Origin of the sequence: Roseateles saccharophilus, assembly GCF_031458095.1 — a bacterium.
GTDB classification, from domain to species: domain Bacteria; phylum Pseudomonadota; class Gammaproteobacteria; order Burkholderiales; family Burkholderiaceae_C; genus Pelomonas; species Pelomonas saccharophila_A.
In genome coordinates this window covers 110078-133187 of record NZ_JAVDXU010000003.1, presented here as the reverse complement: position 1 = coordinate 133187, position 23110 = coordinate 110078, and the positions used below count along the sequence as shown (strand labels likewise).

The 23110-nt window shown below is 66.6% G+C and carries 22 protein-coding genes; 17 read left to right on the top strand and 5 right to left on the bottom strand.

The window, feature by feature from the left end:
- The 6 genes from J2X20_RS19590 (at nucleotide 1) to J2X20_RS19565 (ending at nucleotide 6806) form a co-directional block, all read left to right on the top strand.
- Nucleotides 1-402 carry a GlcG/HbpS family heme-binding protein gene (locus J2X20_RS19590; protein WP_310268192.1) on the top strand — a complete coding sequence of 134 codons (402 nt, stop codon included), beginning with the start codon at nucleotides 1-3 and terminating at the stop codon, nucleotides 400-402.
- Nucleotides 403-593: 191 nt separating this feature from the next.
- Complete coding sequence (gene carA, locus J2X20_RS19585; protein ID WP_310268189.1) at nucleotides 594-1754, top strand: glutamine-hydrolyzing carbamoyl-phosphate synthase small subunit; 1161 nt, start codon at nucleotides 594-596, stop codon at nucleotides 1752-1754.
- A 10-nt stretch (nucleotides 1755-1764) separates the two neighbouring features.
- Nucleotides 1765-2406: a leucine efflux protein LeuE gene (gene leuE / locus J2X20_RS19580; RefSeq protein ID WP_310268188.1), complete on the top strand. Its 642-nt coding sequence runs from the start codon at nucleotides 1765-1767 to the stop codon at nucleotides 2404-2406.
- Between the two features lie 15 nt (nucleotides 2407-2421).
- The gene (gene carB, locus J2X20_RS19575; protein ID WP_310268185.1) at nucleotides 2422-5700 is read left to right on the top strand and encodes a carbamoyl-phosphate synthase large subunit; all 3279 of its coding nucleotides are present in this window, start codon (nucleotides 2422-2424) and stop codon (nucleotides 5698-5700) included.
- Nucleotides 5701-5781: 81 nt separating this feature from the next.
- On the top strand, nucleotides 5782-6258 hold the full coding sequence (greA, locus tag J2X20_RS19570; RefSeq protein ID WP_056876943.1) for a transcription elongation factor GreA: 477 nt from the start codon (nucleotides 5782-5784) through the stop codon (nucleotides 6256-6258).
- 104 nt (nucleotides 6259-6362) lie between these two features.
- Complete coding sequence (locus J2X20_RS19565) at nucleotides 6363-6806, top strand: DUF4149 domain-containing protein (protein ID WP_310268181.1); 444 nt, start codon at nucleotides 6363-6365, stop codon at nucleotides 6804-6806.
- Here J2X20_RS19565 and J2X20_RS19560 read toward each other — a convergent pair.
- The gene (locus tag J2X20_RS19560) at nucleotides 6784-7263 is read right to left on the bottom strand and encodes a YhbY family RNA-binding protein (RefSeq protein ID WP_310268180.1); all 480 of its coding nucleotides are present in this window, start codon (nucleotides 7261-7263) and stop codon (nucleotides 6784-6786) included. The genes J2X20_RS19565 and J2X20_RS19560 overlap by 23 nt on opposite strands.
- Before the next feature lie 20 nt (nucleotides 7264-7283).
- On the opposite strand from J2X20_RS19560, the gene J2X20_RS19555 reads away from it, so the two are divergent.
- The 4 genes from J2X20_RS19555 (at nucleotide 7284) to glmM (ending at nucleotide 12192) form a co-directional block, all read left to right on the top strand.
- Entirely contained in the window at nucleotides 7284-7958 is a 675-nt protein-coding gene (locus tag J2X20_RS19555) for an RlmE family RNA methyltransferase (protein WP_310268176.1), read from the top strand.
- A gap of 85 nt (nucleotides 7959-8043) precedes the next feature.
- The gene (gene ftsH / locus J2X20_RS19550) at nucleotides 8044-9945 is read left to right on the top strand and encodes an ATP-dependent zinc metalloprotease FtsH (protein ID WP_310268174.1); all 1902 of its coding nucleotides are present in this window, start codon (nucleotides 8044-8046) and stop codon (nucleotides 9943-9945) included.
- Nucleotides 9946-10004: 59 nt separating this feature from the next.
- Nucleotides 10005-10847, top strand: coding sequence for a dihydropteroate synthase (gene folP / locus J2X20_RS19545; RefSeq protein ID WP_310268171.1), 843 nt, complete (start codon nucleotides 10005-10007; stop codon nucleotides 10845-10847).
- Between the two features lie 13 nt (nucleotides 10848-10860).
- Complete coding sequence (gene glmM, locus J2X20_RS19540; protein ID WP_310268168.1) at nucleotides 10861-12192, top strand: phosphoglucosamine mutase; 1332 nt, start codon at nucleotides 10861-10863, stop codon at nucleotides 12190-12192.
- A 46-nt stretch (nucleotides 12193-12238) separates the two neighbouring features.
- Here the strand turns inward: glmM and J2X20_RS19535 are convergent, their stop codons facing one another.
- Complete coding sequence (locus J2X20_RS19535; protein WP_310268165.1) at nucleotides 12239-12718, bottom strand: fasciclin domain-containing protein; 480 nt, start codon at nucleotides 12716-12718, stop codon at nucleotides 12239-12241.
- A 225-nt stretch (nucleotides 12719-12943) separates the two neighbouring features.
- Between J2X20_RS19535 and pstS the strand changes: the two genes are divergently transcribed.
- The 7 genes from pstS (at nucleotide 12944) to phoR (ending at nucleotide 19565) form a co-directional block, all read left to right on the top strand.
- The gene (gene pstS / locus J2X20_RS19530) at nucleotides 12944-13984 is read left to right on the top strand and encodes a phosphate ABC transporter substrate-binding protein PstS (RefSeq protein ID WP_310268163.1); all 1041 of its coding nucleotides are present in this window, start codon (nucleotides 12944-12946) and stop codon (nucleotides 13982-13984) included.
- Between the two features lie 160 nt (nucleotides 13985-14144).
- Entirely contained in the window at nucleotides 14145-15104 is a 960-nt protein-coding gene (pstC, locus tag J2X20_RS19525; protein ID WP_310268160.1) for a phosphate ABC transporter permease subunit PstC, read from the top strand.
- Nucleotides 15101-15964 (top strand): phosphate ABC transporter permease PstA, encoded by an 864-nt coding sequence (pstA, locus tag J2X20_RS19520; protein ID WP_310268158.1) that lies wholly within the window; start codon nucleotides 15101-15103, stop codon nucleotides 15962-15964. Before pstC ends, pstA begins: the two co-directional genes overlap by 4 nt.
- A 10-nt stretch (nucleotides 15965-15974) precedes the next feature.
- Nucleotides 15975-16760 carry a phosphate ABC transporter ATP-binding protein PstB gene (gene pstB, locus J2X20_RS19515; protein WP_310268155.1) on the top strand — a complete coding sequence of 262 codons (786 nt, stop codon included), beginning with the start codon at nucleotides 15975-15977 and terminating at the stop codon, nucleotides 16758-16760.
- 10 nt (nucleotides 16761-16770) lie between these two features.
- Entirely contained in the window at nucleotides 16771-17478 is a 708-nt protein-coding gene (phoU, locus tag J2X20_RS19510) for a phosphate signaling complex protein PhoU (RefSeq protein WP_310268152.1), read from the top strand.
- A gap of 2 nt (nucleotides 17479-17480) precedes the next feature.
- Complete coding sequence (phoB, locus tag J2X20_RS19505; protein WP_310268150.1) at nucleotides 17481-18182, top strand: phosphate regulon transcriptional regulator PhoB; 702 nt, start codon at nucleotides 17481-17483, stop codon at nucleotides 18180-18182.
- A 15-nt stretch (nucleotides 18183-18197) separates the two neighbouring features.
- On the top strand, nucleotides 18198-19565 hold the full coding sequence (gene phoR / locus J2X20_RS19500; protein ID WP_310268146.1) for a phosphate regulon sensor histidine kinase PhoR: 1368 nt from the start codon (nucleotides 18198-18200) through the stop codon (nucleotides 19563-19565).
- Here the strand turns inward: phoR and J2X20_RS19495 are convergent.
- The 3 genes from J2X20_RS19495 to rho form a co-directional block, all read right to left on the bottom strand.
- Nucleotides 19559-21199 carry a hypothetical protein gene (locus tag J2X20_RS19495; RefSeq protein WP_310268143.1) on the bottom strand — a complete coding sequence of 547 codons (1641 nt, stop codon included), beginning with the start codon at nucleotides 21197-21199 and terminating at the stop codon, nucleotides 19559-19561. The two genes, phoR and J2X20_RS19495, sit on opposite strands and share 7 nt — an antisense overlap.
- A gap of 143 nt (nucleotides 21200-21342) precedes the next feature.
- A complete protein-coding gene (locus J2X20_RS19490; protein ID WP_310268140.1) occupies nucleotides 21343-21594 on the bottom strand; it encodes a type B 50S ribosomal protein L31 in 252 nt (83 codons plus the stop codon).
- A gap of 138 nt (nucleotides 21595-21732) precedes the next feature.
- Nucleotides 21733-22998, bottom strand: a complete 1266-nt coding sequence (gene rho, locus J2X20_RS19485) for a transcription termination factor Rho (protein ID WP_310268137.1) — start codon at nucleotides 22996-22998, stop codon at nucleotides 21733-21735.
- Between the last annotated feature and the right edge of the window lie 112 nt (nucleotides 22999-23110).

The window sequence follows — 23110 nt, the reverse complement described above, 5'->3', positions numbered from 1 at the left end:
ATGAAACAACAATCCCAACTCGAACTCGCCGACGTCAAACGCATCGCCGCCGCGGCGGAAGCCCATGCCCTCAGCAAGGGCTGGGCGGTCTCCATCGCCATCGTTGACGCCGGCGGCCATCTGCTGTGGCTGCAGCGCCTGGACGGCGCCTCGCCCAGTTCGGCCATGTTTGCGCCGGCCAAGGCCCACACCTCGGCCCTGGGCCGGCGTGAATCCAAGATCTACGAGGACATGATCAACGGCGGCCGCCAGTCCTTCCTCAGCGTGCCCGGCATGCACGGCCTGCTGGAAGGTGGCGTGCCCATCCTGGTGGACGGCCAGTGCGTGGGCGCCGTGGGTGTCAGCGGCGTCAAGTCCAGCGAGGACGCCGAGATCGCCAAGGCCGGCATCGCCGCACTCTGAAGCGGCAGTTTGAGGCGTCACGAAGCCGTCTTGGGGTGGTCACGAAGCCTCCGTACTAACCCCAGTCGGCTATACTCGATGGGTTTACCTGAACCCCACGCTGCCCGGCAAAAAACCGCTCTGGTTTCTTCAAGTTGACCTGTCCCCGGACGGGTTGATGCTGGGCACGCGCCCCACTTGCGGAGACCCTTGTGCTGACCGACCTGCTCCATCCCCCTCAAGCAATTCTGGCTCTGGCGGATGGGACGGTGTTCCGAGGCCAGTCCATCGGCGCGACGGGCCAGACGGTCGGCGAAGTGGTGTTCAACACCGCGCTGACCGGCTACCAGGAAATCCTCACCGACCCCAGCTACTGCAAGCAGATCGTCACGCTGACGTATCCGCATATCGGCAGCTACGGCATCAGCGAGGAAGACGTCGAGGCCGGCAAGGTCTTCGCCGCCGGCCTGGTCATCAAGGATCTGCCGATCCGCGCGTCCAACTTCCGCTCCGGCAAGACGCTGGACGCTTATCTTCGTGAGCAGGGCACGGTCGCCATCGCCGGCCTGGACACGCGCCGCCTGACGCGCGTGCTGCGCACGAAGGGTGCCCAAAACGGCGCCATCCTGGCGCTGCCGGCCGGCGAAGCGCTGACGCAAGCCCATATCGACACGGCGGTGGCCGCCGCCAAGGCCGCGCCGTCGATGTCCGGTCTGGACCTGGCCAAGGTCGTCAGCCGCACCGAGAGCGAAGTCTGGACCCAGACCGAATGGAAGCTGGGCAGCGGCTACGGCAAGCAGTCCAGCCCGAAGTTCCACGTCGTCGCCTACGACTTCGGCGTCAAGCACAACATCCTGCGCATGCTGGCCGAGCGCGGCTGCAAGGTCACCGTCGTGCCGGCGCAGACGCCCGCCAGCGCCGTCTTCGACCTGGAGCCGGACGGCGTCTTCCTGTCCAACGGCCCCGGCGACCCGGAGCCCTGCGACTACGCCATCAAGGCCACGGCCCAGCTGATCGAATCCGGCATCCCGGTCTTTGGCATCTGTCTGGGCCACCAGATCCTGGCCCTGGCCTCGGGTGCCAAGACCTTCAAGATGAAGTTTGGCCACCACGGCGCCAACCACCCGGTCAAGGACCTGGACAGCGGCCGCGTCGGCATCACCAGCCAGAACCACGGCTTCGCGGTCGATCCCGAGACGTTGCCGGCCCACCTGCGTGCCACTCATATCAGCCTGTTCGACGGCACGCTGCAGGGCATCGCCCGCACCGACAAGCCGGCCTTCAGCTTCCAGGGCCACCCGGAAGCCAGCCCCGGGCCGCACGACATCGCCTATCTGTTCGACCGTTTCATTGGCCTGATGAACAAGGCCTGAGGAGGCTCGCATGTTCGGCATCACCGACCTCGGCACCTTCCTCGCGGCAGCGATCTTCATCATCCTGCTGCCGGGGCCCAATTCGCTGTACGTGCTGTCCGTTGCGGCCCAGCGCGGCGTGCGCGCCGGCTACACGGCCGCCTGCGGCGTGTTTGTCGGCGACACGGTGCTGATGACGGCGGCTGCGGCTGGCGGCGCCTCGCTGCTGATGGCCAGCCCGCAGATCTTCTTTGTGGTGAAGATGGTCGGCGCGGTCTATCTCGGCTGGATCGGCCTCCAGCTGCTGCGCGGTGCCATCGGCACCTGGCGTGGCGACGCCAAGGCTGACGAAGCGCCGCGCGTCGTCGATGCCCGCCAGCCCTTCCGCAAGGCCCTGGTCGTCAGCCTGCTGAACCCCAAGGCCATCGCCTTCCTGCTGTCCTTCTTCATCCAGTTCGTCGACCCGGCCTATCCGACACCGGCGCTGACCTTCCTGATCCTGGGTTCCATCATCCAGGTGCTCAGCTTTGTCTATCTCTCGACGCTGATCTTTGCCGGTGCCCGCCTCGCGGCGGCCTTCCGCGCACGCCGTCGTCTCTCGGGCGCCGCCAATGCCGGCGTCGGTGCACTTTTCGTTGGGTTCGGGGCCAAGCTGGCCACGGCCACGCTCTAAGCAGACTCGCAAGCCATGCCAAAACGTACAGACCTCAAGAGCATCCTCATCATCGGCGCCGGCCCGATCATCATCGGCCAGGCCTGCGAGTTCGACTACTCGGGCGCCCAGGCCTGCAAGGCGCTGCGCGAGGAGGGCTACAAGGTCATCCTGGTGAACAGCAACCCGGCGACCATCATGACGGACCCGGACACGGCCGACGTCACCTACATCGAGCCCATCACCTGGCAGGTGGTCGAGAAGATCATCGCCAAGGAGCGCCCGGACGCGGTGCTGCCGACGATGGGCGGCCAGACCGCGCTGAACTGCGCCCTGGACCTGCACAAGCACGGCGTGCTGGCCAAGTACGGCGTCGAGATGATCGGTGCCAACGAGGTCGCCATCGAGAAGGCCGAGGACCGCCTGAAGTTCAAGGACGCGATGACCAAGATCGGCCTGGACTCGGCCAAGTCGGGCATCGCGCACACGCTGGAAGAGGCCTGGGCGGTGCAAAAGCGCATCCACGCCGAGATCGGCGGCGCCGGCTTCCCCATGGTCATCCGCCCCAGCTTCACGCTGGGCGGCACGGGCGGCGGCATCGCCTACAACCCGGAAGAGTTCGAAGAGATCTGCAAGCGCGGCCTGGACCTCTCGCCCACCAATGAGCTTCTCATCGAGGAGAGCCTGATCGGCTGGAAGGAGTACGAGATGGAGGTCGTCCGCGACAAGGCGGACAACTGCATCATCGTCTGCTCCATCGAGAACCTGGACCCCATGGGCATCCACACCGGTGACTCCATCACCGTGGCGCCCTCGCAGACGCTGTCCGACAAGGAATACCAGCTGCTGCGCAATGCGTCGCTGGCCGTGCTGCGCGAGATCGGCGTGGACACCGGCGGCTCCAATGTGCAGTTCTCGATCAACCCGAAGAACGGCCGCATGATCGTCATCGAGATGAACCCGCGCGTGTCGCGTTCATCGGCGCTGGCGTCCAAGGCCACCGGCTTCCCCATCGCCAAGGTCGCGGCCAAGCTGGCCGTCGGCTACACGCTGGACGAGCTGAAGAACGACATCACCGGCGGCGCCACGCCGGCTTCCTTCGAGCCCAGCATCGATTACGTCGTCACCAAGATCCCGCGCTTCGCCTTCGAGAAGTTCCCGATGGCCGACTCGCGCCTGACGACGCAGATGAAGTCGGTGGGCGAAGTGATGGCCATGGGTCGCACCTTCCAGGAGTCCTTCCAGAAGGCCCTGCGCGGCCTGGAGACCGGCATCGACGGCCTGACCGAACGCAGCAACGACCGCGAAGAGATCGTGCAGGAGATCGGCGAAGCCGGCCCCGAGCGCATCCTCTTCCTGGCCGACGCCTTCCGCATCGGCATGACGCTGGACGAGATCTACGAAGAGACCGCGGTGGACCCCTGGTTCCTCGCCCAGATTGAGCAGCTCATCCAGATCGAAACCGACCTGAAGGGCCGAACTGTCGAGTCCATCACCGAGGCCGAACTGCGCCTGCTGAAGACCAAAGGCTTCTCGGACAAGCGCCTGGCCAAGCTGCTGGGCACCCACCAGCACGCCGTGCGTGAGCGCCGCCATGCGCTGAACGTGCGCCCGGTCTACAAGCGCGTGGACACCTGCGCCGCCGAGTTCTCGACGCAGACGGCCTACATGTACTCGACCTATGAAGGCGAGGGCGCCGAGTGCGAGGCCGCACCGACGGACAAGAAGAAGATCATGGTGCTGGGCGGTGGCCCCAACCGTATCGGCCAGGGCATCGAGTTCGACTACTGCTGCGTGCACGCGGCCCTCGCCATGCGCGAGGACGGCTACGAGACGCTGATGGTCAACTGCAACCCCGAGACCGTCTCGACCGACTACGACACCAGCGACCGCCTTTACTTCGAGCCGGTCACGCTGGAAGACGTGCTGGAGATCGTCGACAAGGAAAAGCCCGTCGGCGTCATCGTGCAGTACGGCGGCCAAACGCCGCTGAAGCTGGCTCTGGACCTGGAGCGCGCCGGCGTGCCCATCATCGGCACGACGCCCGATTCCATCGACGTCGCCGAGGACCGCGAGCGCTTTCAGAAGCTGCTGCATGAAGTGGGCCTGCGTCAGCCGCCCAACCGCACGGCGCGTACCGAAGAGCAGGCCGTCCTGCTCGCCAACGAGATCGGCTACCCGCTGGTCGTGCGCCCCAGCTATGTGCTGGGCGGCCGCGCAATGGAAATCGTGCACGGCGACAAGGACCTGGAGCGCTATATGCGCGAGGCCGTGCGCGTGTCCGAGAAGTCGCCGGTGCTGCTGGACCGCTTCCTGGAAGACGCCGTCGAGGTCGATGTCGACTGCATCGCCGACGCCACGGGCGACGTGATGATCGGCGGCATCATGGAGCACATCGAGGCGGCCGGCATCCACTCGGGCGACTCGGCCTGCTCGCTGCCGCCCTACACGCTGGCGGCCGACCTGCAGGACGAGCTGCGCCGCCAGACGGCCGCGATGGCCAAGGCGCTGAAGGTCGTCGGCCTGATGAATGTGCAGTTCGCCATCCAGGGCGACGTGACCCAGGGCCTGGCGGCCTGCACGGTCTACGTGCTGGAAGTGAACCCGCGTGCCTCGCGCACCGTGCCTTACGTCTCCAAGGCTACGGGCCAGCAACTCGCCAAGATCGCCGCGCGCTGCATGGCCGGCCAGAAGCTGCAGGACCAGCGCGACCGCAAGGGCCGCGTGCCGGCTGAGGTCATCCCGCCGTACTTCAGCGTCAAGGAGGCCGTCTTCCCCTTCAACAAGTTCCCGGGCGTGGACCCCATCCTCAGCCCCGAGATGCGTTCGACCGGCGAGGTCATGGGTTCGGCCAAGACCTTTGGCGAAGCCATGCTGAAGAGCCAGATCGGCGCCGGCTCGCGCCTGCCGCGCCAGGGCAATGTGCTGATCACGATCAAGAACAGCGACAAGGCCCGCGCCGTCGCCATCGCCAAGGATCTGCACGAACTGGGCTTCGGCATCGTCGCGACCAAGGGCACGGCGGCCGCCATCACCGAGGCCGGCGTGCCGGTCAAGCTGATCAACAAGATCAAGGACGGCCGTCCGCATATCGTCGATGCCTTGAAGGGCGGCGATATCCAGCTCGTCTTCACGACGGTGGACGAGACCCGCACGGCCATTGCCGACAGCCGCTACATCCGCCAGGCGGCTCTCGCCAACCGTGTGACTTACTACACGACCATGGCCGGTTGCGAAGCCGCGGTCGAAGGCATGAAACACCGTGACGGCCTGACCGTGCAATCCCTGCAGGAACTGCACGCCGAGCTGGCTTAAACTACAGCGCATCGATTCCGCCGCCGCAGCCTGGATATCCGGGCTGCAGCGGCGGAACTCTTTTGCCCATCGAGTTTTGACATGACGACCATTCCCCTGACCAAGCGCGGCGCCGAGGCGCTGAAGGCCGAGCTGCACCGACTCAAGACTGTCGAGCGTCACGCCGTCGTCCAGGCGATCGCCGAGGCGCGCGCCCAGGGTGACCTGAGCGAAAACGCCGAGTACGACGCGGCCAAGGACAAGCAGGGCTTCATCGAAGGCCGCATCCTCGAGATCGAAGGCAAGCTGGCGGCAGCGCAGATCATCGACCCGTCCACGCTGGATGCCGGCGGCCGTGTCGTCTTTGGCGCCACCGTGGACCTGGAAGAAGAAGCCAGCGGCACCGAAGTGACCTACCAGATCACCGGCGACGATGAAGCCGACATCAAGCTGGGCCGTATCTCGGTGGGCTCGCCCATCGCGCGCGCCCTGATCGGCAAGGAAGCCGGCGACGTGGCCGAAGTGCAGGCCCCCGGCGGCATCAAGCGCTACGAGATCGTCGAAGTCCGTTACGAATAACACCCCCTACCGGCTGCGCCGGCCCCCTCGAGGGGGCGCAGCCAGCGGCCCGGCAAAGCCGGTTCCGCGGCAGCCACTCGGTCAGGCACTACGAATAGGCGACGATGTTTCCGAAACTTCAAGCCCTGCTGGCCGCCCTCTGGGGCGGCTTTTTGCTGTGTGTGGCCTTCGTGGCGACGCCCAGTGCCTTCGCGGTGCTGGAGCGGGCCCAGGCCGGCGCCTTCGTCGCGAGGGTGTTCGCCATCGAGGCCCAGGTCAGCCTGGCCCTGGGCCTGGTACTGTTGATGATCGAGCGCCGCATTACGCGTGATGCGGTAGAGGCTGGTGGCGTCAGCAGCCAGTTCTCGGCTCGGCTGCTGCTGCCCGTCGTGGCGCTGTTCTGCACCATCGCCGGCTATTACGGCCTGCAACCCCTGATGGCCGACGCCAAGGCCGGTGTGGGCGTGGCGTCATTCGCGGCGCTGCACGGCGCCTCGCTGGCCTTCTTTGGCGTCAAGGGCCTGGCCGTGCTGGCCCTGGCCTGGATCAGTCAGCGAAAGTCTTCTTGACGCTGGTGGTCTTGCTGCGCTTCTTGATGCGCTTGATCTCGCCGCCCTGGGTCACGCGCTCGTTGCCCATGACCTTGACCTTGTTGACCTGGGGCCGGCCGTTGCCGCTCTTGGAGAACTTGACGATCTTGACGACGCGCGGGCCGGGCATGGCGTTTTCGCGCTCCGCCTTGGGCTTCTCGGGAATGGGGCGCCACAGCACCAGCAGCTTGCCGATGTGCTGGATGGGAGCCGCATTCAGCTCATCGCAGAGCTGGGCGAACATCGCTTCGCGGGCTTCACGGTCGTCGCCGAGCACGCGGACCTTGATGAGGCCATGAGACTTCAGCGCGGCGTCGGTTTCCTTGACGACGGCCGGCGTCAGGCCCTCGCCGCCGATCATCACGACCGGGTCGAGATGGTGGGCATCGGCGCGCTTGTCCTTGCGCTGGGCGGGGGTGAGGTTGATTTGAGGCATCCCCGTATTATCCCGTAGGCATGAAAACTCAAACCAAAAGCAAGAAACTGAACAAGGCGTGGTTGAACAACCATGTCTCGGATCCCTATGTGCAGCAGGCACAGAAGGACGGCTATCGCTCGCGTGCCGCCTACAAGCTCAAGGAAATCGACGAGGAGCTCAAGCTGATCCGCCCGGGCCAGGTGGTGGTGGACCTGGGTGCCACGCCGGGCGCCTGGAGCCAGTATCTGCGCCGCAAGTTCGCGCCCAAGGAGGCGGGGCAGGGCGGGGCGGCCGTGGGCCAGCTCAACGGCGCCATCATTGCGCTGGACCTGCTGGAGTTCGAGCCCATCGAGGGTGTGCACTTCATCCAGGGCGATTTCCAGGAGGACGCGGTGCTGGCCCAGCTCGAGGAAGCCCTGGCGGGCCGGGCCGTGGACGTCGTGGTTTCCGACATGGCGCCCAATCTGTCGGGTATTGCGTCGACCGACGCCGCCCGCATTTCAAATCTGATCGAATTGGCCGTCGATTTCGCCGACAAGCACCTCAAACCCGACGGGGCCCTGGTCGCCAAGGTCTTCCATGGCACGGGCTACAACGAGCTCGTGGACCTCTTCAAGGCGCATTTCAAGGTCTTCAAGGTCGTCAAGCCCAAGGCCTCCCGCATCCGGTCTTCCGAGACATTCTTGGTGGGCATGGGCTTGAAAAACCGCTGATTACAGGGCTGGCCCCCTTGCCGGCCCTAAAATCGCCCCCACTGTCCTGAAACCCGCGCTGGGCCATCAGGGCCAAGGAGTCGCAGTGAACAATCAATGGTTTTCGAAGTTCGCCGTCTGGATCGTGATCGCCCTGGTGCTGTTCACGGTCGTCAAACAGTTCGGCGGCACCACGGCACCCGGTAAGCAAGTCACCTATTCCGAGTTCCTGGATCTGGTCCAGGCGCATCGCATCAAGACGGCGACCCTGCCCGACGGCATCACCGGCGACATCTACGCCGAAGACACCGAAGGCAACAAGATCCGCACCCTGGCCACCTACCAGGACCGCGGCCTGGTCGGCGACCTGCGCAACAACGGCGTCAAGTTCGACATCAAGCCTCGTGAAGAGCAGAGCTTCCTGGTCAGCATGCTGATCAACTGGACGCCCATGCTGCTGCTGATCGGCGTCTGGGTCTATTTCATGCGCCAGATGCAGGGCGGCGGCAAGGGCGGGGCCTTCAGCTTCGGCAAATCCAAGGCCCGCATGCTGGACGAGGCCAACAACTCCGTCACCTTCGCCGACGTGGCCGGCTGCGACGAGGCCAAGGAAGAGGTCAAGGAGCTGGTCGACTTCCTGAAGGACCCGCAGAAGTTCCAGAAGCTCGGCGGTCGCATCCCGCGTGGCGTGCTGATGGTCGGCCCTCCGGGTACCGGCAAGACGCTGCTGGCCAAGTCCATCGCTGGTGAAGCCAAGGTTCCGTTCTTCACGATCTCCGGTTCCGACTTCGTCGAGATGTTCGTCGGCGTCGGCGCAGCCCGCGTGCGCGACATGTTCGAGCAGGCCAAGAAGAGTGCCCCCTGCATCATCTTCATCGACGAAATCGACGCCGTCGGCCGCCATCGTGGCGCCGGCCTGGGCGGCGGCAACGACGAGCGCGAGCAGACCCTGAATCAGATGCTCGTGGAGATGGACGGCTTCGACACCAATCTCGGCGTCATCGTCATCGCGGCCACCAACCGCCCCGACATCCTCGACCCCGCCCTGCTGCGCCCCGGCCGTTTCGACCGCCAGGTCTATGTGACGCTGCCGGACATCCGCGGCCGCGAGCAGATTCTCAACGTGCACATGCGCAAGGTGCCCATCGGCCAGGACGTCAACGCGTCCATCCTGGCCCGCGGCACGCCCGGCATGAGCGGCGCCGACCTGGCCAACCTCGTCAACGAGGCTGCCCTGTTCGCTGCCCGCCGCAACGGCCGCCTCGTGGAAATGATCGACTTCGAGCGCGCCAAGGACAAGCTCTATATGGGCCCCGAGCGCAAGAGCATGGTCATGACCGAGGACGAGAAGCGCGCCACCGCGTATCACGAGTCCGGTCATGCCGTCGTCGCCGAGCTGCTACCCGGCACCGACCCGGTCCACAAGGTCACCATCATGCCGCGCGGCCGCGCCCTGGGCGTGACCTGGCAGTTGCCCGAGCGTGACCAGCACAGCCTGTACTTCAAGCAGATGCTCAACAGCATCAGCATCATGTTCGGTGGCCGCATTGCCGAGGACCTGTTCGTCCACGACATCTCCACCGGCGCTTCCAACGACTACGAGCGCGCCACCCGCATGGCCCGCGACATGGTCACGCGCTATGGCATGAGCGAGGCCCTCGGCCCCATGGTCTATGCCGAGAACGAGGGCGAAGTCTTCCTCGGCCGCAGCATGACCAAGACGGCCAACATCAGCGAGAGCACGCAGCAGAAGGTCGACAGCGAGATCCGCCGCATCCTCGACCAGCAATACGCCGTCGCGCAGAAGATCCTCGAGGACAACCGCGACAAGGTCGAGACCATGACCGACGCGCTGATGAAGTGGGAAACCATCGACCGCGACCAGATCCTGGACATCATGGCCGGCCGCCCGCCGCGTGAGCCGGGTGGCGGCACGCCGGTGGCCCCCAACGGCCCCAGCGGCGGCACGCCGCCCGTCAGCACCGACGGCGCTCCGGCCGCGGCCTGATCCACACAACCCCGACGGGCCCGGCTTCCACCGGGCCCGTTTTCCATTCCGAGCCGCGCATGCACTGGCAGACCCGCCGATTCCGCATCGACCTGAGCCGCCCCCGCGTGATGGGCATCGTCAACGTGACGCCCGATTCCTTCTCGGACGGCGGCCAGCACGACGACAGCCGCACGGCCATCGCCCACTGCGAGCGCCTGGTCGCCGAAGGGGCCGACATCCTGGACATCGGCGGCGAGTCCACCCGCCCCGGCGCGCCGCGCGTCGATGCCGACAGCGAATGGGCTCGCATCGACAAGGTGCTGGCCGCGGCCGTCACGCTGGGCGTGCCGGTCTCGATCGACACCTGCAAGCCCGAGGTGATGCGCAGGGCCCTGGACGCCGGCGCGGACATCATCAACGACGTCCAGGCCTTGCAGATGCCGGGCGCGCTCGCCGCCGTGGCGGGCAGTGGCGCGGGCGTCTGCCTGATGCATATGCGCGGCGAGCCGGCCTCGATGATGGATCTGGCCGTCTATGGCGACGTCGTCGCCGAGGTGGCCGCCTTTTTGGCCCGGCGCGCCCAGGCGGCGCGCGATTCGGGCATTCCGGCCGACTGCATCGCCTTGGACCCGGGCTACGGTTTCGCCAAGAAGGCCGAGCACAACCTGCAACTGCTCGCCGGCCAGCCGCGCCTGGCCGAGCTGGGCTATCCGCTGCTGGTCGGCTGGTCGCGCAAGCGCACCCTGGGCGACATCACCGGCCGGGCGGTGGACCAACGCCTGCCGGCCAGCCTGGCAGCGGCGCTGAAGGCCGTCAGCCTGGGTGCGAACGTGCTGCGTGTGCACGATGTCGCCGCCACGGTGGACGCGCTCAAGGTCTGGGCCGCCGTCGATGCGGCGACAATCCTGGCCACTGAATAAAAGGAAGAGCTCGATGGGCCGCAAGTATTTTGGAACCGACGGCATTCGAGGCACGGTAGGCCAGGACCCGATCACGCCCGACTTCATGCTGCGCCTGGGCCATGCCGTGGGCCGCGTGCTGCGCAAGTCGAACAAGCGCCCCACGGTGCTGATCGGCAAGGACACGCGCATCTCGGGCTACATGATCGAGTCCGCGCTGGAAGCCGGCTTCGCTTCCGCCGGCGTCAATGTGCTGCTGACCGGCCCGCTGCCCACGCCGGGCGTCGCCTACCTGACGCGCGCGCTGCGCCTGGATCTCGGTGTCGTCATCAGCGCCTCGCACAACCCCTTTGCCGACAACGGCATCAAGTTCTTCTCCGACAAGGGCGAGAAGCTGCCCGATGCCTGGGAGCTCGCCGTCGAATCCGCGCTGGAAGAGGCGCCGCAATGGGTGGACTCGGCGAGTCTGGGCCGCGCCAAGCGTCTGGAAGATGCGCGTGGCCGCTATATCGAGTTCTGCAAGAACAGCTTCGGTTCCGACCTGACGCTCAAGGGGCTGAAGATCGTCGTCGACGCGGCCCATGGCGCGGCCTATCACGTCGCTCCCGACGTCTTCCATGAGCTGGGCGCCGAGGTCATCTCCATCGGCTGCAAACCCGATGGCTTCAACATCAATGCCGGCTTCGGCGCCACGGCGCCCGGCGCCCTCGTCGAGGCCGTCAAGGCCCAAGGCGCCGACTACGGCGTGGCCCTAGACGGCGATGCCGACCGCCTGCAGCTGGTGGACGCCAACGGGCGCCTCTACAACGGCGACGAGCTGCTCTATGTGATGGTGGCCGACCGCCTGGCCCAGGGCCTGCGCGTGCCCGGTGCCGTCGGCACGCTGATGACGAATATGGCGGTCGAGCTGGCCCTGCGCTCACGCGATGTCGAGTTCGTACGCGCCAAGGTCGGCGACCGCTATGTGCTGGAAGAGCTGGCCGCCCGCGGCTGGCAACTGGGCGGCGAAGGCTCCGGCCATCTGCTGGCCCTGGACAAGCACACCACGGGCGACGGCATCGTCAGCGCTCTGCTGGTGCTGCAGGCCGTCTGCCGCAGCGGCCGCGGCCTGGCGGAGCAACTGCAAGGCGTGGATCTGTTCCCGCAGACGCTGATCAATGTGCGTCTGCAGCCGGGCCAGGACTGGAAAGCCAACACCCGCCTGACGGAGGAGCAGGCGGCCGTCGTCGCCGAGCTGGGCGATCGCGGCCGGGTGCTGATCCGTCCGTCGGGCACGGAGCCGCTGGTGCGCGTGATGGTCGAGGCCTCGGACGCCGACCTGGCCAAGCGTTGTGCTCAGCGCCTAGCCGACACGCTGACGGCCTGATCCGCCGGCACAAAAGGAAAGGCCGCCCCCGGGGCGGCCTTTTCGTTTACTTCTTCGGCGGCATCAGCACGCGGTCAACGACATGGGCCACGCCATTGGTCGCGACGATGTCGGCCTGCTGCACGACGGCGTCATCCACGGTGACGAAGCCGCCGGTCTTGGCCAGGGCCAGGGTCGCGCCCTGGTGGGTCTTGGCGGCCCCCGGCTTCACGTCGGCGGCGGCGACGCGGCCGTCGATGACGTGATAGCCCAGCACGGCCTTGAGCTGGGCCGGGTCGGCGGCCAGCGCCTCCAGGGTCTTGGCCGGCACGGCCTTGAAGGCCTCGTCGGTCGGCGCAAAGACGGTCAGCGGGCCGGCGGCGCGCAGCTCGTCCACCAAGCCGGCCTGGGCCACCAGGCGGTTGAAGGTGCTGAGCTGCGGGTCGCGGGCCAGGGTGTCGGCCAGCGGGGCGGGGGCGGGCGTGGTGGCGCAGGCGGCCAGCAGGGCGCAGGCGGCCAGGGCGATCAGGGAGGTGCGGCGGATCATTCGGTGCTCCAGTCGGGTCTGTAAACGGCTGGCCGGCACTCTAGAAGTGCAATATGACGCTTGCGTGAACCGAAAATGACAGTGTCACAAAGCGGTTCAGGCCGCTTCCCACTGAGGCTTTGCCGCGCTCCAATGTCCGGATCGATGACGGGCCGGTCACTGAACCGTCATATTCGATCCCTAGGATGGCGGCATCGTCAAAACCGCACTGCGGAAGGGTCTCAGATGAACTTTGTCCAGGTCAGCAAGTCGCTCGCGATCGTCGCGGGTCTGTTCGGCGCCCAGATGGCCCTTGCCCAGGACGTGACCGGCGCTGGCGCCACCTTCCCGGCTCCCATCTACGCCAAGTGGGCCGATGCCTACAACAAGGCCAGCGGCGCCCGCATCAACTACCAGTCCGTCGGCTCCGGTGCCGGCATCCGCCAGATCAAGGCCAAGACGGTCGATTTCGGCGCCTCCGACATGCCGTTGAAGGACGAAGAGCTGGCCAAGGACGGCCTGGTCCAGTTCCCCACCGTCATCGGCGGCGTCGTGCCGGTCGTCAACATCAAGGGCATCGCCCCGGGCCAGATCAAGCTGACCGGCGCCGTGCTGGCCGACATCTATCTGGGCAAGGTCACGAAGTGGAATGACGCGGCCATCACGGCGCTGAACCCGGGCGTCGCCCTGCCTGACGCGGCCATCGCCCCGGTCGCCCGTGCCGACGGTTCCGGCACGACCTTCATCTTCACCAACTACCTGTCCAAGGTCAGCCCCGAGTGGAAGGACAAGGTCGGCGAAGGCACGACGGTCAAGTGGCTGGCTGGCACCGCCGGCAAGGGCAACGAGGGCGTCGCGGCCTTCGTACAACGCCTGCCCAACTCCATCGGCTACGTCGAGTACGCCTATGTGAAGCAGAACAAGATGACCTACGTCCAGCTGAAGAACAAGGACGGCCAATGGGTCAACCCGAGCGACGACGCCTTCAAGGCCGCCGCGGCCGGTGCCGACTGGAACAAGACCTTCTACCAGATCACCACCGACCAGCCCGGCAAGACCGCCTGGCCGCTGACCAACCCGACCTACATCCTGATGTTCAAGTCCCAGGACAAGGCCGCCCAGGCCAGCGCCGCGCTGAAGTTCTTCGAATGGGCCTATGTCAACGGCGACAAGATGGCCGACGACCTCGACTACGTGCCCCTGCCTGACACCGTGAAGAACCTGGTGCGCAAGCAGTGGGCCGACCAGATCAAGGACAGCGCCGGCAAGCCCGTCGCCTACAAGTGATGCCCGGACGCCCTCGATGACATCGAGGCAGGCCCGGCTGCAGCCGGGCCTTGCCACATCGAAGGCGTCCCATCCGTGACCCACTTCAGGAGGTTCCTTGGCAGCCATCCTTCCAGCCGGTGAAGCCGGCGTCGACCGAAGCGAACCCCAGACCTCGCCGATGAGTCCCCAACCCCAGCGTCGACGCGTCGCCCCGTGGGCCGACGCCGTGTTCGCGGCCCTGTCGCAGGGCGCCGCCTGGCTGACGCTGGCATTGATGGTGGGCATCATCGGCTCCCTCATCGTCGGCGCGGCGCCGGCCCTCAGAGCCTTTGGCCTGGGCTTCCTGACCAGCGCGGAATGGGATCCGGTGCAGGAGAAGTTCGGCGGCCTGGTGATGATCTACGGCACCTTGGCCAGCTCCTTCATCGCCCTGGTCATCGCCGTGCCGGTCAGCTTCGGCATCGCCATCTTCCTGACCGAGCTGTCACCCGGCTGGCTCAAGCGCCCCCTGGGCATCGCCATCGAGCTGCTGGCCGCCGTGCCCTCCATCGTCTACGGCATGTGGGGTCTGCTGGTGTTCGGCCCCATCCTCGCCACCTTCGTGCAGCAGCCCCTGCAGGCGATGTTCACCGGCGTGCCCTTCATCGGCGCGCTGTTCTCCGGCCCGCCGGTGGGCATAGGCATCCTGTCGGCCGGCATCATCCTGGCCATCATGATCATCCCCTTCATCGCCTCGGTGATGCGCGACGTCTTCGAGGTCACGCCGCCGATGCTGAAGGAGTCCGCCTATGGCCTGGGCGCGACGACCTGGGAGGTTGTGTCCCGCGTCGTGCTGCCCTACACCAAGACCGGCGTCGTCGGTGGTGTCATGCTGGGCCTGGGGCGGGCCCTGGGCGAGACCATGGCCGTCACCTTCGTCATCGGCAACATGAACCAGCTGAATTCGCTGTCGGTCTTCGAGGCCGCCAACAGCATCACGTCGACGCTGGCCAACGAGTTCGCCGAAGCCGGCGAGGGCCTGCACCAGGCCTCGCTGATGTATCTGGGCCTGGTCCTCTTCCTGATCACCTTCGTCGTGCTGACCATCTCCAAGTTGCTGCTGCTGCGCCTGAAGAAGGGCGAGGGAGCCCGTTCATGACCACTGCACTCGACGCTCGCCGCCTGGCGATGCACCACAAGCGCAAGCGCGTCAACGCCATCGCGCTGGCCCTGTCGCTGGGCGCCATGGCCTTTGGCGTGTTCTGGCTGGTCTGGATCCTGTTCGAGACCATCTATCTGGGCATCGGCGGCCTGAACCTGGCCACCTTCACGCAGATGACGCCACCGCCGCAAGGCGAGGGCGGGGGCCTGGCCAATGCCATCTTCGGCAGCTTCGTCATGGTCGGCCTGGCCACCCTGGTCGGCACGCCGGTCGGCATCATGGCGGGCGTCTATCTGGCCGAATACGGCCAGAAGACCTGGCTGGGCAGCGCGGTGCGCTTCATCAACGACATCCTGCTGTCGGCGCCCTCCATCGTCGTCGGCCTGTTCGTCTACGCCGTCGTCGTTGCTCGCATGCACAGCTTCTCCGGTCTGGCCGGCGCACTGGGCCTGGCCCTGCTGGTCATTCCCGTCGTCATCCGCACGACCGAGAACATGCTCAGCCTGGTGCCCAATGCGCTGCGCGAGGCGGCCTATGCCCTGGGTACGCCCAAGTGGAAAGTCATCCTGTCCATCACGCTGAAGGCGGCCCGCGCCGGCGTCATCACCGGCATCCTGCTGGCCCTGGCCCGCGTGTCTGGCGAGACGGCGCCGCTGCTGTTCACGGCCCTGTCCAACCAGTTCTGGACCAGCGACCTCGGCGCGCCCATGGCCAGCCTGCCGGTCACCATCTTCAAGTTCGCGATGAGCCCCTATGAGAACTGGCAGAAGCTGGCCTGGGCTGGCGTCTTCCTGATCACCGTGGGCGTGCTGCTGCTGAACATCCTGGCCCGCGTGCTCTTCAAGAACAAACACTAAGGACCCCACCATGGACGCCAAGATCGAAACGCCCGTGGGCGAGCGCGCCAAGCTCTCGGTGCGCAACCTGAACTTCTTCTACGGCAGCTTCCACGCGCTGAAGAACATCAACCTCGACATCCCCGAGAAGAAGGTCACCGCCTTCATCGGCCCGTCGGGCTGCGGCAAGTCCACGCTGCTGCGCACGCTGAACCGCATGTTCGAGCTCTACCCCGAGCAGCGCGCCGAAGGCGAGATCCTGCTGGACGGCGAGAACATCCTGCAGAGCAAGGACGATGTCTCGCTGATCCGCGCCAAGGTCGGCATGGTCTTCCAGAAGCCCACGCCCTTCCCGATGTCCATCTACGACAACATCGCCTTCGGGGTGAAGCTGTTCGAGACGCTGCCGCGCGTGGAGATGGACGAGCGCGTCGAATGGGCCCTGAAGAAGGCCGCCCTGTGGACGGAAGTGAAGGACAAGCTCAACCAGAGCGGCGCCGGCCTGTCCGGCGGCCAGCAGCAGCGCCTGTGCATCGCCCGTGGCATCGCCATCAAGCCCGAGGTCCTGCTGCTCGACGAGCCGTGCTCGGCCCTGGACCCGATCTCCACCGGCAAGATCGAAGAGCTCATCCACGAACTGAAGAGCGACTACACCGTCGCCATCGTGACCCACAACATGCAGCAGGCTGCGCGTTGCTCTGATTACACGGCCTATATGTACCTGGGCGACCTGATCGAATTCGGGCCGACCGCTGAGCTCTTCATGAAGCCCAAGCGCAAGGACACCGAGGATTACATCACCGGCCGTTTCGGCTAAGGAGGACGGCATGACGGACAAGCATCTTTCCACCCAGTTCGACGCCGAACTCAGCGGCATCTCGACCCGCGTGCTCGAAATGGGCGGCCTCGTCGAGGCCCAGGTAGCCCAGGCTGTGCAGGCCCTGGCGGACTTCAGCGCCGAATCGGCCGATGAAGTGCTGGCCAAGGAAGGCCGCGTCAACACGATGGAAATCGAGATCGACCGCGATCTCTCGACCATCATCGCGCGCCGCCAGCCCACGGCCCGCGACCTGCGCCTGCTGATCGCCATCAGCAAGAGCATCGCCAATCTCGAGCGCGTCGGCGACGAGGCGGCGCGCATCGCCCGCACCGTGCAGCGCCTGGTGTCGGGCGGCGTGTCCAGCCGGCTGCGCCTGCCCATGGGCGACCTGGCCTTCGAAGCCGAACTGGCCATCAAGCAGCTGCGCAAGTCGCTGGACGCCTTCGCCCGCCTGGACGTCGAGCGTGCGCTGGATGTGCTCAAGCACGACGATGAGATCGACAAGGAATTCGACGGCCTGCTGCGCAAGCTCATCACCTACATGATGGAAGACCCGCGCACCATCTCCTCGTCCATCGACCTGGTCTTCGTCGCTAAGGCTATCGAGCGGGTGGGCGACCACGCCAAGAACCTGGCCGAGGTCGTCATCTACGTGGTCAAGGGCCAGGACGTCCGGCACAACTCGCCGGAAGCCGTTGAAACGATGGTGCGCTGACCATGAGCCGAGTCCTTGTCGTTGAAGATGAATCGGCGATTGCCGAGCTGATCTCCATCAACCTGCGCCATGCCGGCTTCGAAGTGACCATTGCCGGCAGCGCCACGCAGGCCCAGTACGAGGTCGACCGCGTGCTGCCCGACCTCGTCGTGCTGGACTGGATGCTGCCGGGCCAAAGCGGCGTCGCCCTGGCTCGCCAATGGCGCAGCACGGCCCGCACCAAGGAGTTGCCCGTCATCATGCTGACGGCGCGCGCCGAGGAGGGCGACAAGATCGCCGGCCTGGACGCCGGTGCCGACGACTACGTCACCAAGCCCTTCTCGACCAATGAGCTGCTGGCCCGCATCCGCGCCGTGTTGCGCCGCAAGGCGCCCGAGGCGCTGGACAGCGCGGTCGAGGTCGGCCCGCTGTTGCTGGACCCGGGCACGCGCCGCGTCAGCCGCGATGGCGCCGAGGTCAAGCTCGGCCCCACCGAGTTCCGCCTGCTGCACTTCCTGATGACCCATCCCGAGCGCGTGCACAGCCGCTCGCAGCTGCTGGACCGCGTCTGGGGCGACCATGTCTTCATCGAGGAGCGCACCATCGACGTCCACGTCAAGCGCCTGCGCGAGGCGCTGGAGCGCGTGCAGTGCGCCCGCATGATCGAGACCGTCCGCGGCGCCGGTTACCGACTGACCCAACAGAGCAGTGCGCTCTCGGCCTGAGTTTTTTCCGCCGTAATGACTTGGTTGCTGCCCCGACTGCTGATGGCCCTCGTGGCCGCGCTGATCGGGTTTGTCATTGGGGTGGCGGTCCGCACCGCCACGGGCATCGACAGCCTGGGCCTGGCCGTCGCCGTGGTCAGCGGCGTTGTGCTGACCATGCTGGTCGACGCGGTGCGCGGCCACCGGCTGCTGAACTGGCTGCGCGGCAACCAGTTCGAGAACGCGCCGCGCGACACCGGCCTGTGGGGTGAGGTCGGCTACCGCATCGAGCGCGCCGTGCGCGACCGCGATCGCGCCGTTGCCCGCAACCGGCTGGAGCTGGAGCAGTTCCTGTCGGCCATCGAGGCCTCGCCCAATGGCGTGCTGATGCTGGACACCCACGAGCAGATCGTCTGGTGCAACCGCGTCGCGGCCGATCACTTCGCGCTGGACCCGCAACGCGATCTGCGTCAGCGCATCACCAACCTCGTGCGCGCCCCGGCCTTCGTGGCCTATCTGCAGGCCGGCAACTTTGCCGAGCCCCTGGTGCTGGGCAATGGCCGCGGTCCGGGCACGCTGTCCATCATCGTGCGCGAGTACGGCGAAGGCATGCGCCTGGTGCTGTCGCTGGACGTCACCGAGCGCATGCGCTCCGAGGCCATGCGGCGCGATTTCGTCGCCAACGTCTCGCACGAGATCCGCACGCCGTTGACGGTGCTGTCCGGCTTCATCGAGACCATGCACACGCTGCCGCTGACGGCGGTGGAGCGCGAGCGCGTGCTGGTGCTGATGAACCAGCAGACCCAGCGCATGCAGACCCTGGTGGCCGATCTGCTGACCCTGGCCCAGCTCGAAGGCAGCCCACGTCCGGCGCCGGATCGCTGGGTGGGCCTGGACGGCCTGCTGCTGCGCATCTCGGCGGATGCCGAGGCGCTGTCGGCCGGCCGCCATCAGCTGCGTCTCAAGCCCGAGACCCATGTCGAGCTGGCCGGCATCGAGAGCGAACTGCTCAGCGCCATCGCCAATCTGGTGACGAACGCGGTGCGCTACACGCCTGATGGCGGCGAAGTCGAAGTGGCCTGGCGGCCGCTGGAAGGTGGAAACGGTGAACTGACCGTCATCGACTCCGGGCCGGGCATCGCGCGCGAGCACATTCCGCGCCTGACCGAGCGCTTCTACCGTGTCGACGGCAGCCGCTCGCGCGAGACGGGTGGCACCGGCTTGGGCCTGTCCATCGTCAAGCACGTCATGCAGCGCCATGGTGGCGAGCTGATGATCCAGAGCGAAGTGGGCAAAGGCTCGCGCTTTCGGCTCGTCTTCCCGGCTGCGCGGGTGCGTCAGGCCAGCGATTCAGCACTGGGCGACGAGGCCGCTTTCAACGCGGCCGCGCTGTCGGATCACTGACGTTTCAACAGCACCAGGCCAGCGCTGCCACTGCGGTCGGTGGGGCGCCTGACCTGGGCGACGACCTGCCAGCCCTTGGGCGTCGGCTGGCCGGCGCTGATGACGGCATAGCTGCAGCCCGAGGCCTCCAGCGAGCCACGCCCCTGGACCAGCCAACCGCCATGCCATTCCAGCGCCGCCAGCGTCGCCAGGTTCTGGCCGGGCGCGGCCAGGCAGGAGACCTGGGCCGGCATGCGAGCCTTCAAGCGCGCCGTCAGCGGGGCCAAGCTGCGCGCATAGTCCAGCGGCGGCAGCAGCAGGCTCATGACCAGCAGCCAGCCCAGGGCGACACCGCCGGCCGGCAGGGCCAGGCTCTTCCACAGCGCATGGCGGTGGCGGGCTGTACGCCAGCGCACCAGCGCCAGCCAGGACAGCGTGGCGGCGATGGCGAGCACCAGGGCCAGCAGGCTGAAGCGCGGCTCGAAGCCCTCGGCCAGGCGGCGCAGATTGGCCATGGGCCGTTCCGGCCAGCCGGTGTGCATGGACACGTAGTAGAGCCAGCCGAACAGGGCGACGGCCGAGAAGATGAAGACGCAGAACCAGTCCACCGCCGCCGAGACGCTGCGGCTCAGCGTCGGCAGCGCGAAGGCCGCCAGGATGGCCAGCGAGGGCAGGGCGAGCAGCAGGGCGCGCTCCGAGCCGTCCATGGCGATGCAGGCCATCAGGGGCACGAGCAGGGCGATGGCCGGCACGGTGATGTGGCGGCGCAGGCCGTGCCGCCGCCAGCGCCACAGCGTCCACAGGGCCAGCGGCCCGGACGGCCAGCAGAACCAGGCCAGCAGGCTCAGCAGGGACGCGAACTGGATGCCCGGCCGGACCCGCCAGGCCCAGCCGTCGAAGGCCCAGGCGGCGACGACGGCCAGCGTCAGCGAAGCCAGCAGCCAGACGCGCTGGGCCTTGGCCTCGTCATGGCTGGAGCGATGGTTGAGCAGCAGGCCGAGCACGCCGAGGCCACAGGCCACGGTTGGTGCGCCGCTCGCTGCCAGCACGGGCAGGGCCAGCAGCACGGCGATGCGCGCGCGGCCCGGCTTGAACGGCGCCGCCGCCAGGCCGTAGAGGTAGACCGAGATGGCCAGCAACTGCACCAGCTCGGGCGTCGTCTCATGGCCCAGTTGCAGCAGGCCGAGCGATGCCATCAGCGCCAGCAGGGCGCCATCGGCCAGGGCGCGGGCGTAGTCCACGGCCTGGGCCTCGCCGCCGAAGGCAAAGGCCACGGGCTGGGCCGCCTCGGTGCGGGCGAGGTGGAAGCAGGTGTACCAGACGGCGACCAGCACGCCGACCAGCACCAGGGCATAGGGCAGGCGGGCGGCGACCGGGGCGTCCAGGAAAGGCAGGGCCTTGATGGCCAGGGCGCCCAGCCAATAGGGCAGGGGGCCGCCGTCGGCGGGAATGCCGGCGATGGCCGGCTGCCACCAGGGCGCATGGCCCTCGGCGATGCTGGCCATGAAGCCGAAGGCCGTCAGGTCGGCATTGCGCCAGGGATCGCGGCCGAAGATGCCAGGGATCACATAGGCCGCGCACAGCAGGATCAACGCCAGGCGCGGCAGGCGTTCGACGCCGCGCTCGGCGACGATGGCGGGGGTGGGGAGATTCACGCGCTGATATCGATGAGGTCGGCCGGCATCATGCCCTCAAAAGGTGGCCCAAAAAGCAAAAGGCGACCTGCGCTGCAGAAATGCAAAAGGGCAGCCTAGGCTGCCCTTTGGACGTTGGCGCGGCGAAACGCCGCCAAGCCAATTTACTTCTTGAGGTGAGCGAACTTGTTGCGGAACTTCTCGACGCGGCCGCCCAGGTTGTCCACGCTCTTTTGCGTGCCCGTGTAGAAGGGGTGCGACTCGCTGGTGGTTTCCAGCTTCACCAGCGGCAGGGTCTTGCCGTCGATCTCGGTGGTTTCCTTGGTCTGCACGGTCGAGCGCGTGACGAATTGGAAACCGTTGGACAGATCGATGAACGCGACGTCGCGGTAGTTGGGGTGAATGCCGTCTTTCATGGGAACCTCTTGGCTAGGTCGGGAGCCACGCAGACCGCTGTTGTTGAGGCGGTGGGCGCACTTTCCGGGGGTGTCAGGGCGGAAAACCGGCGATTGTAGCCGGCTTTCCTGCGGTTTGGCTACTCGGGGTCTGAGGCTTTACCCGCCGCGCCGCATCATGTCGAAGAAGTCCAGGTTGTTCTTCGACGCCTTCATCTTGTCGAGGATGAACTCCATCGCCTCGATCTCGTCCATGTTGTAGAGCAGCTTGCGCAGGATCCAGCTCTTTTGCAGGATTTCCGGCTTCAGCAGCAGCTCTTCACGGCGGGTGCCCGACTTGTTGATCAGGATGGACGGGTAGACGCGCTTCTCGGCCATGCGGCGATCCAGGTGGATTTCGCAGTTGCCGGTGCCCTTGAACTCTTCGTAGATCACCTCGTCCATCTTGGAGCCGGTGTCGATCAGGGCCGTGCCGATGATGGTCAGCGAGCCGCCTTCCTCGATATTGCGCGCCGCGCCGAAGAAGCGCTTGGGGCGCTGCAGGGCGTTGGCATCCACACCACCGGTCAGCACCTTGCCGGAGCTGGGCAGCACGTTGTTGTAGGCGCGGGCCAGGCGGGTGATCGAGTCCAGCAGGATGATCACGTCCTTCTTCAGTTCGACCAGGCGCTTGGCGCGCTCGATCACCATCTCGGCGACCTGCACGTGGCGGGCGGCGGGCTCGTCGAAGGTGGAGCTGATGACCTCGCCGCGCACGGTGCGGATCATCTCGGTCACTTCCTCGGGACGCTCGTCGACGAGCAGCACGATGAGGTGGCAGTCCGGGTGGTTGGCGACCATCGCGTGGGCGATGCTCTTCATCATCTCCGTCTTGCCGGTCTTGGGCTGGGCGACGATCAGGGCGCGCTGGCCTTTGCCGATCGGAGACGTCAGGTCGATGATGCGACCGGTGATGTTCTCCTCGCCCTTGTAGCCTTCACGCTCGAGCTTGAACTGCTCCTTGGGGAACAAGGGCGTCAGGTTCTCGAACATGATCTTGTTCTTGCTCTCCTCCGGCGTCTGGTTGTTGACGCGGTCGACCTTGACCAGAGCGAAGTAGCGCTCGCCGTCCTTGGGGACGCGCACCTCGCCTTCCACCAGGTCACCGGTGTGCAGGTTGAAGCGGCGGATCTGGCTGGGCGACAGATAGATGTCGTCCGTCGAGGCCATATAGCTGGCTTCGATCGAGCGCAGGAAGCCGAAGCCGTCTGGGAGCACTTCGAGCACGCCATCGCCGAAGACCTGCTCGCCGGCCTTGGCGCGCTTCTTCATGATGGCGAACATCAGCTCCTGCTTGCGCAGGCGCGTGACGTTGTCGATCTCCAGCTCCTCGCCCATCTGGATCAGGGCGGAGACGTGAAGCGCTTTGAGTTCGGAAAGATGCATGGGTGAACACCCGTCAGGGGCCGCTGGGCCAGCCAAGGCCGAACGGCAAATACTACGGCTCCGCCCCGGATCAGGACCGAAAGGGCAACGCGCTGACTGCTCGCGATGCGGA

Excerpts from the sequence above, each read along its gene's own strand:
- carB (WP_310268185.1), top strand. The coding sequence starts at position 2,422 with ATGCCAAAACGTACAGACCTCAAGAGCATCCTCATCATCGGCGCCGGC.
- glmM (WP_310268168.1), top strand. The coding sequence starts at position 10,861 with ATGGGCCGCAAGTATTTTGGAACCGACGGCATTCGAGGCACGGTAGGC.
- J2X20_RS19565 (WP_310268181.1), top strand. The coding sequence starts at position 6,363 with ATGTTTCCGAAACTTCAAGCCCTGCTGGCCGCCCTCTGGGGCGGCTTT.
- phoR (WP_310268146.1), top strand. The coding sequence starts at position 18,198 with ATGACTTGGTTGCTGCCCCGACTGCTGATGGCCCTCGTGGCCGCGCTG.
- J2X20_RS19490 (WP_310268140.1), bottom strand. The coding sequence starts at position 21,594 with ATGAAAGACGGCATTCACCCCAACTACCGCGACGTCGCGTTCATCGAT.
- J2X20_RS19560 (WP_310268180.1), bottom strand. The coding sequence starts at position 7,263 with ATGCCTCAAATCAACCTCACCCCCGCCCAGCGCAAGGACAAGCGCGCC.
- leuE (WP_310268188.1), top strand. The coding sequence starts at position 1,765 with ATGTTCGGCATCACCGACCTCGGCACCTTCCTCGCGGCAGCGATCTTC.
- J2X20_RS19555 (WP_310268176.1), top strand. The coding sequence starts at position 7,284 with ATGAAAACTCAAACCAAAAGCAAGAAACTGAACAAGGCGTGGTTGAAC.
- phoU (WP_310268152.1), top strand. The coding sequence starts at position 16,771 with ATGACGGACAAGCATCTTTCCACCCAGTTCGACGCCGAACTCAGCGGC.
- phoB (WP_310268150.1), top strand. The coding sequence starts at position 17,481 with ATGAGCCGAGTCCTTGTCGTTGAAGATGAATCGGCGATTGCCGAGCTG.
- folP (WP_310268171.1), top strand. The coding sequence starts at position 10,005 with ATGCACTGGCAGACCCGCCGATTCCGCATCGACCTGAGCCGCCCCCGC.
- rho (WP_310268137.1), bottom strand. The coding sequence starts at position 22,998 with ATGCATCTTTCCGAACTCAAAGCGCTTCACGTCTCCGCCCTGATCCAG.
- greA (WP_056876943.1), top strand. The coding sequence starts at position 5,782 with ATGACGACCATTCCCCTGACCAAGCGCGGCGCCGAGGCGCTGAAGGCC.
- pstC (WP_310268160.1), top strand. The coding sequence starts at position 14,145 with ATGAGTCCCCAACCCCAGCGTCGACGCGTCGCCCCGTGGGCCGACGCC.
- pstS (WP_310268163.1), top strand. The coding sequence starts at position 12,944 with ATGAACTTTGTCCAGGTCAGCAAGTCGCTCGCGATCGTCGCGGGTCTG.
- pstA (WP_310268158.1), top strand. The coding sequence starts at position 15,101 with ATGACCACTGCACTCGACGCTCGCCGCCTGGCGATGCACCACAAGCGC.
- pstB (WP_310268155.1), top strand. The coding sequence starts at position 15,975 with ATGGACGCCAAGATCGAAACGCCCGTGGGCGAGCGCGCCAAGCTCTCG.
- J2X20_RS19535 (WP_310268165.1), bottom strand. The coding sequence starts at position 12,718 with ATGATCCGCCGCACCTCCCTGATCGCCCTGGCCGCCTGCGCCCTGCTG.
- J2X20_RS19590 (WP_310268192.1), top strand. The coding sequence starts at position 1 with ATGAAACAACAATCCCAACTCGAACTCGCCGACGTCAAACGCATCGCC.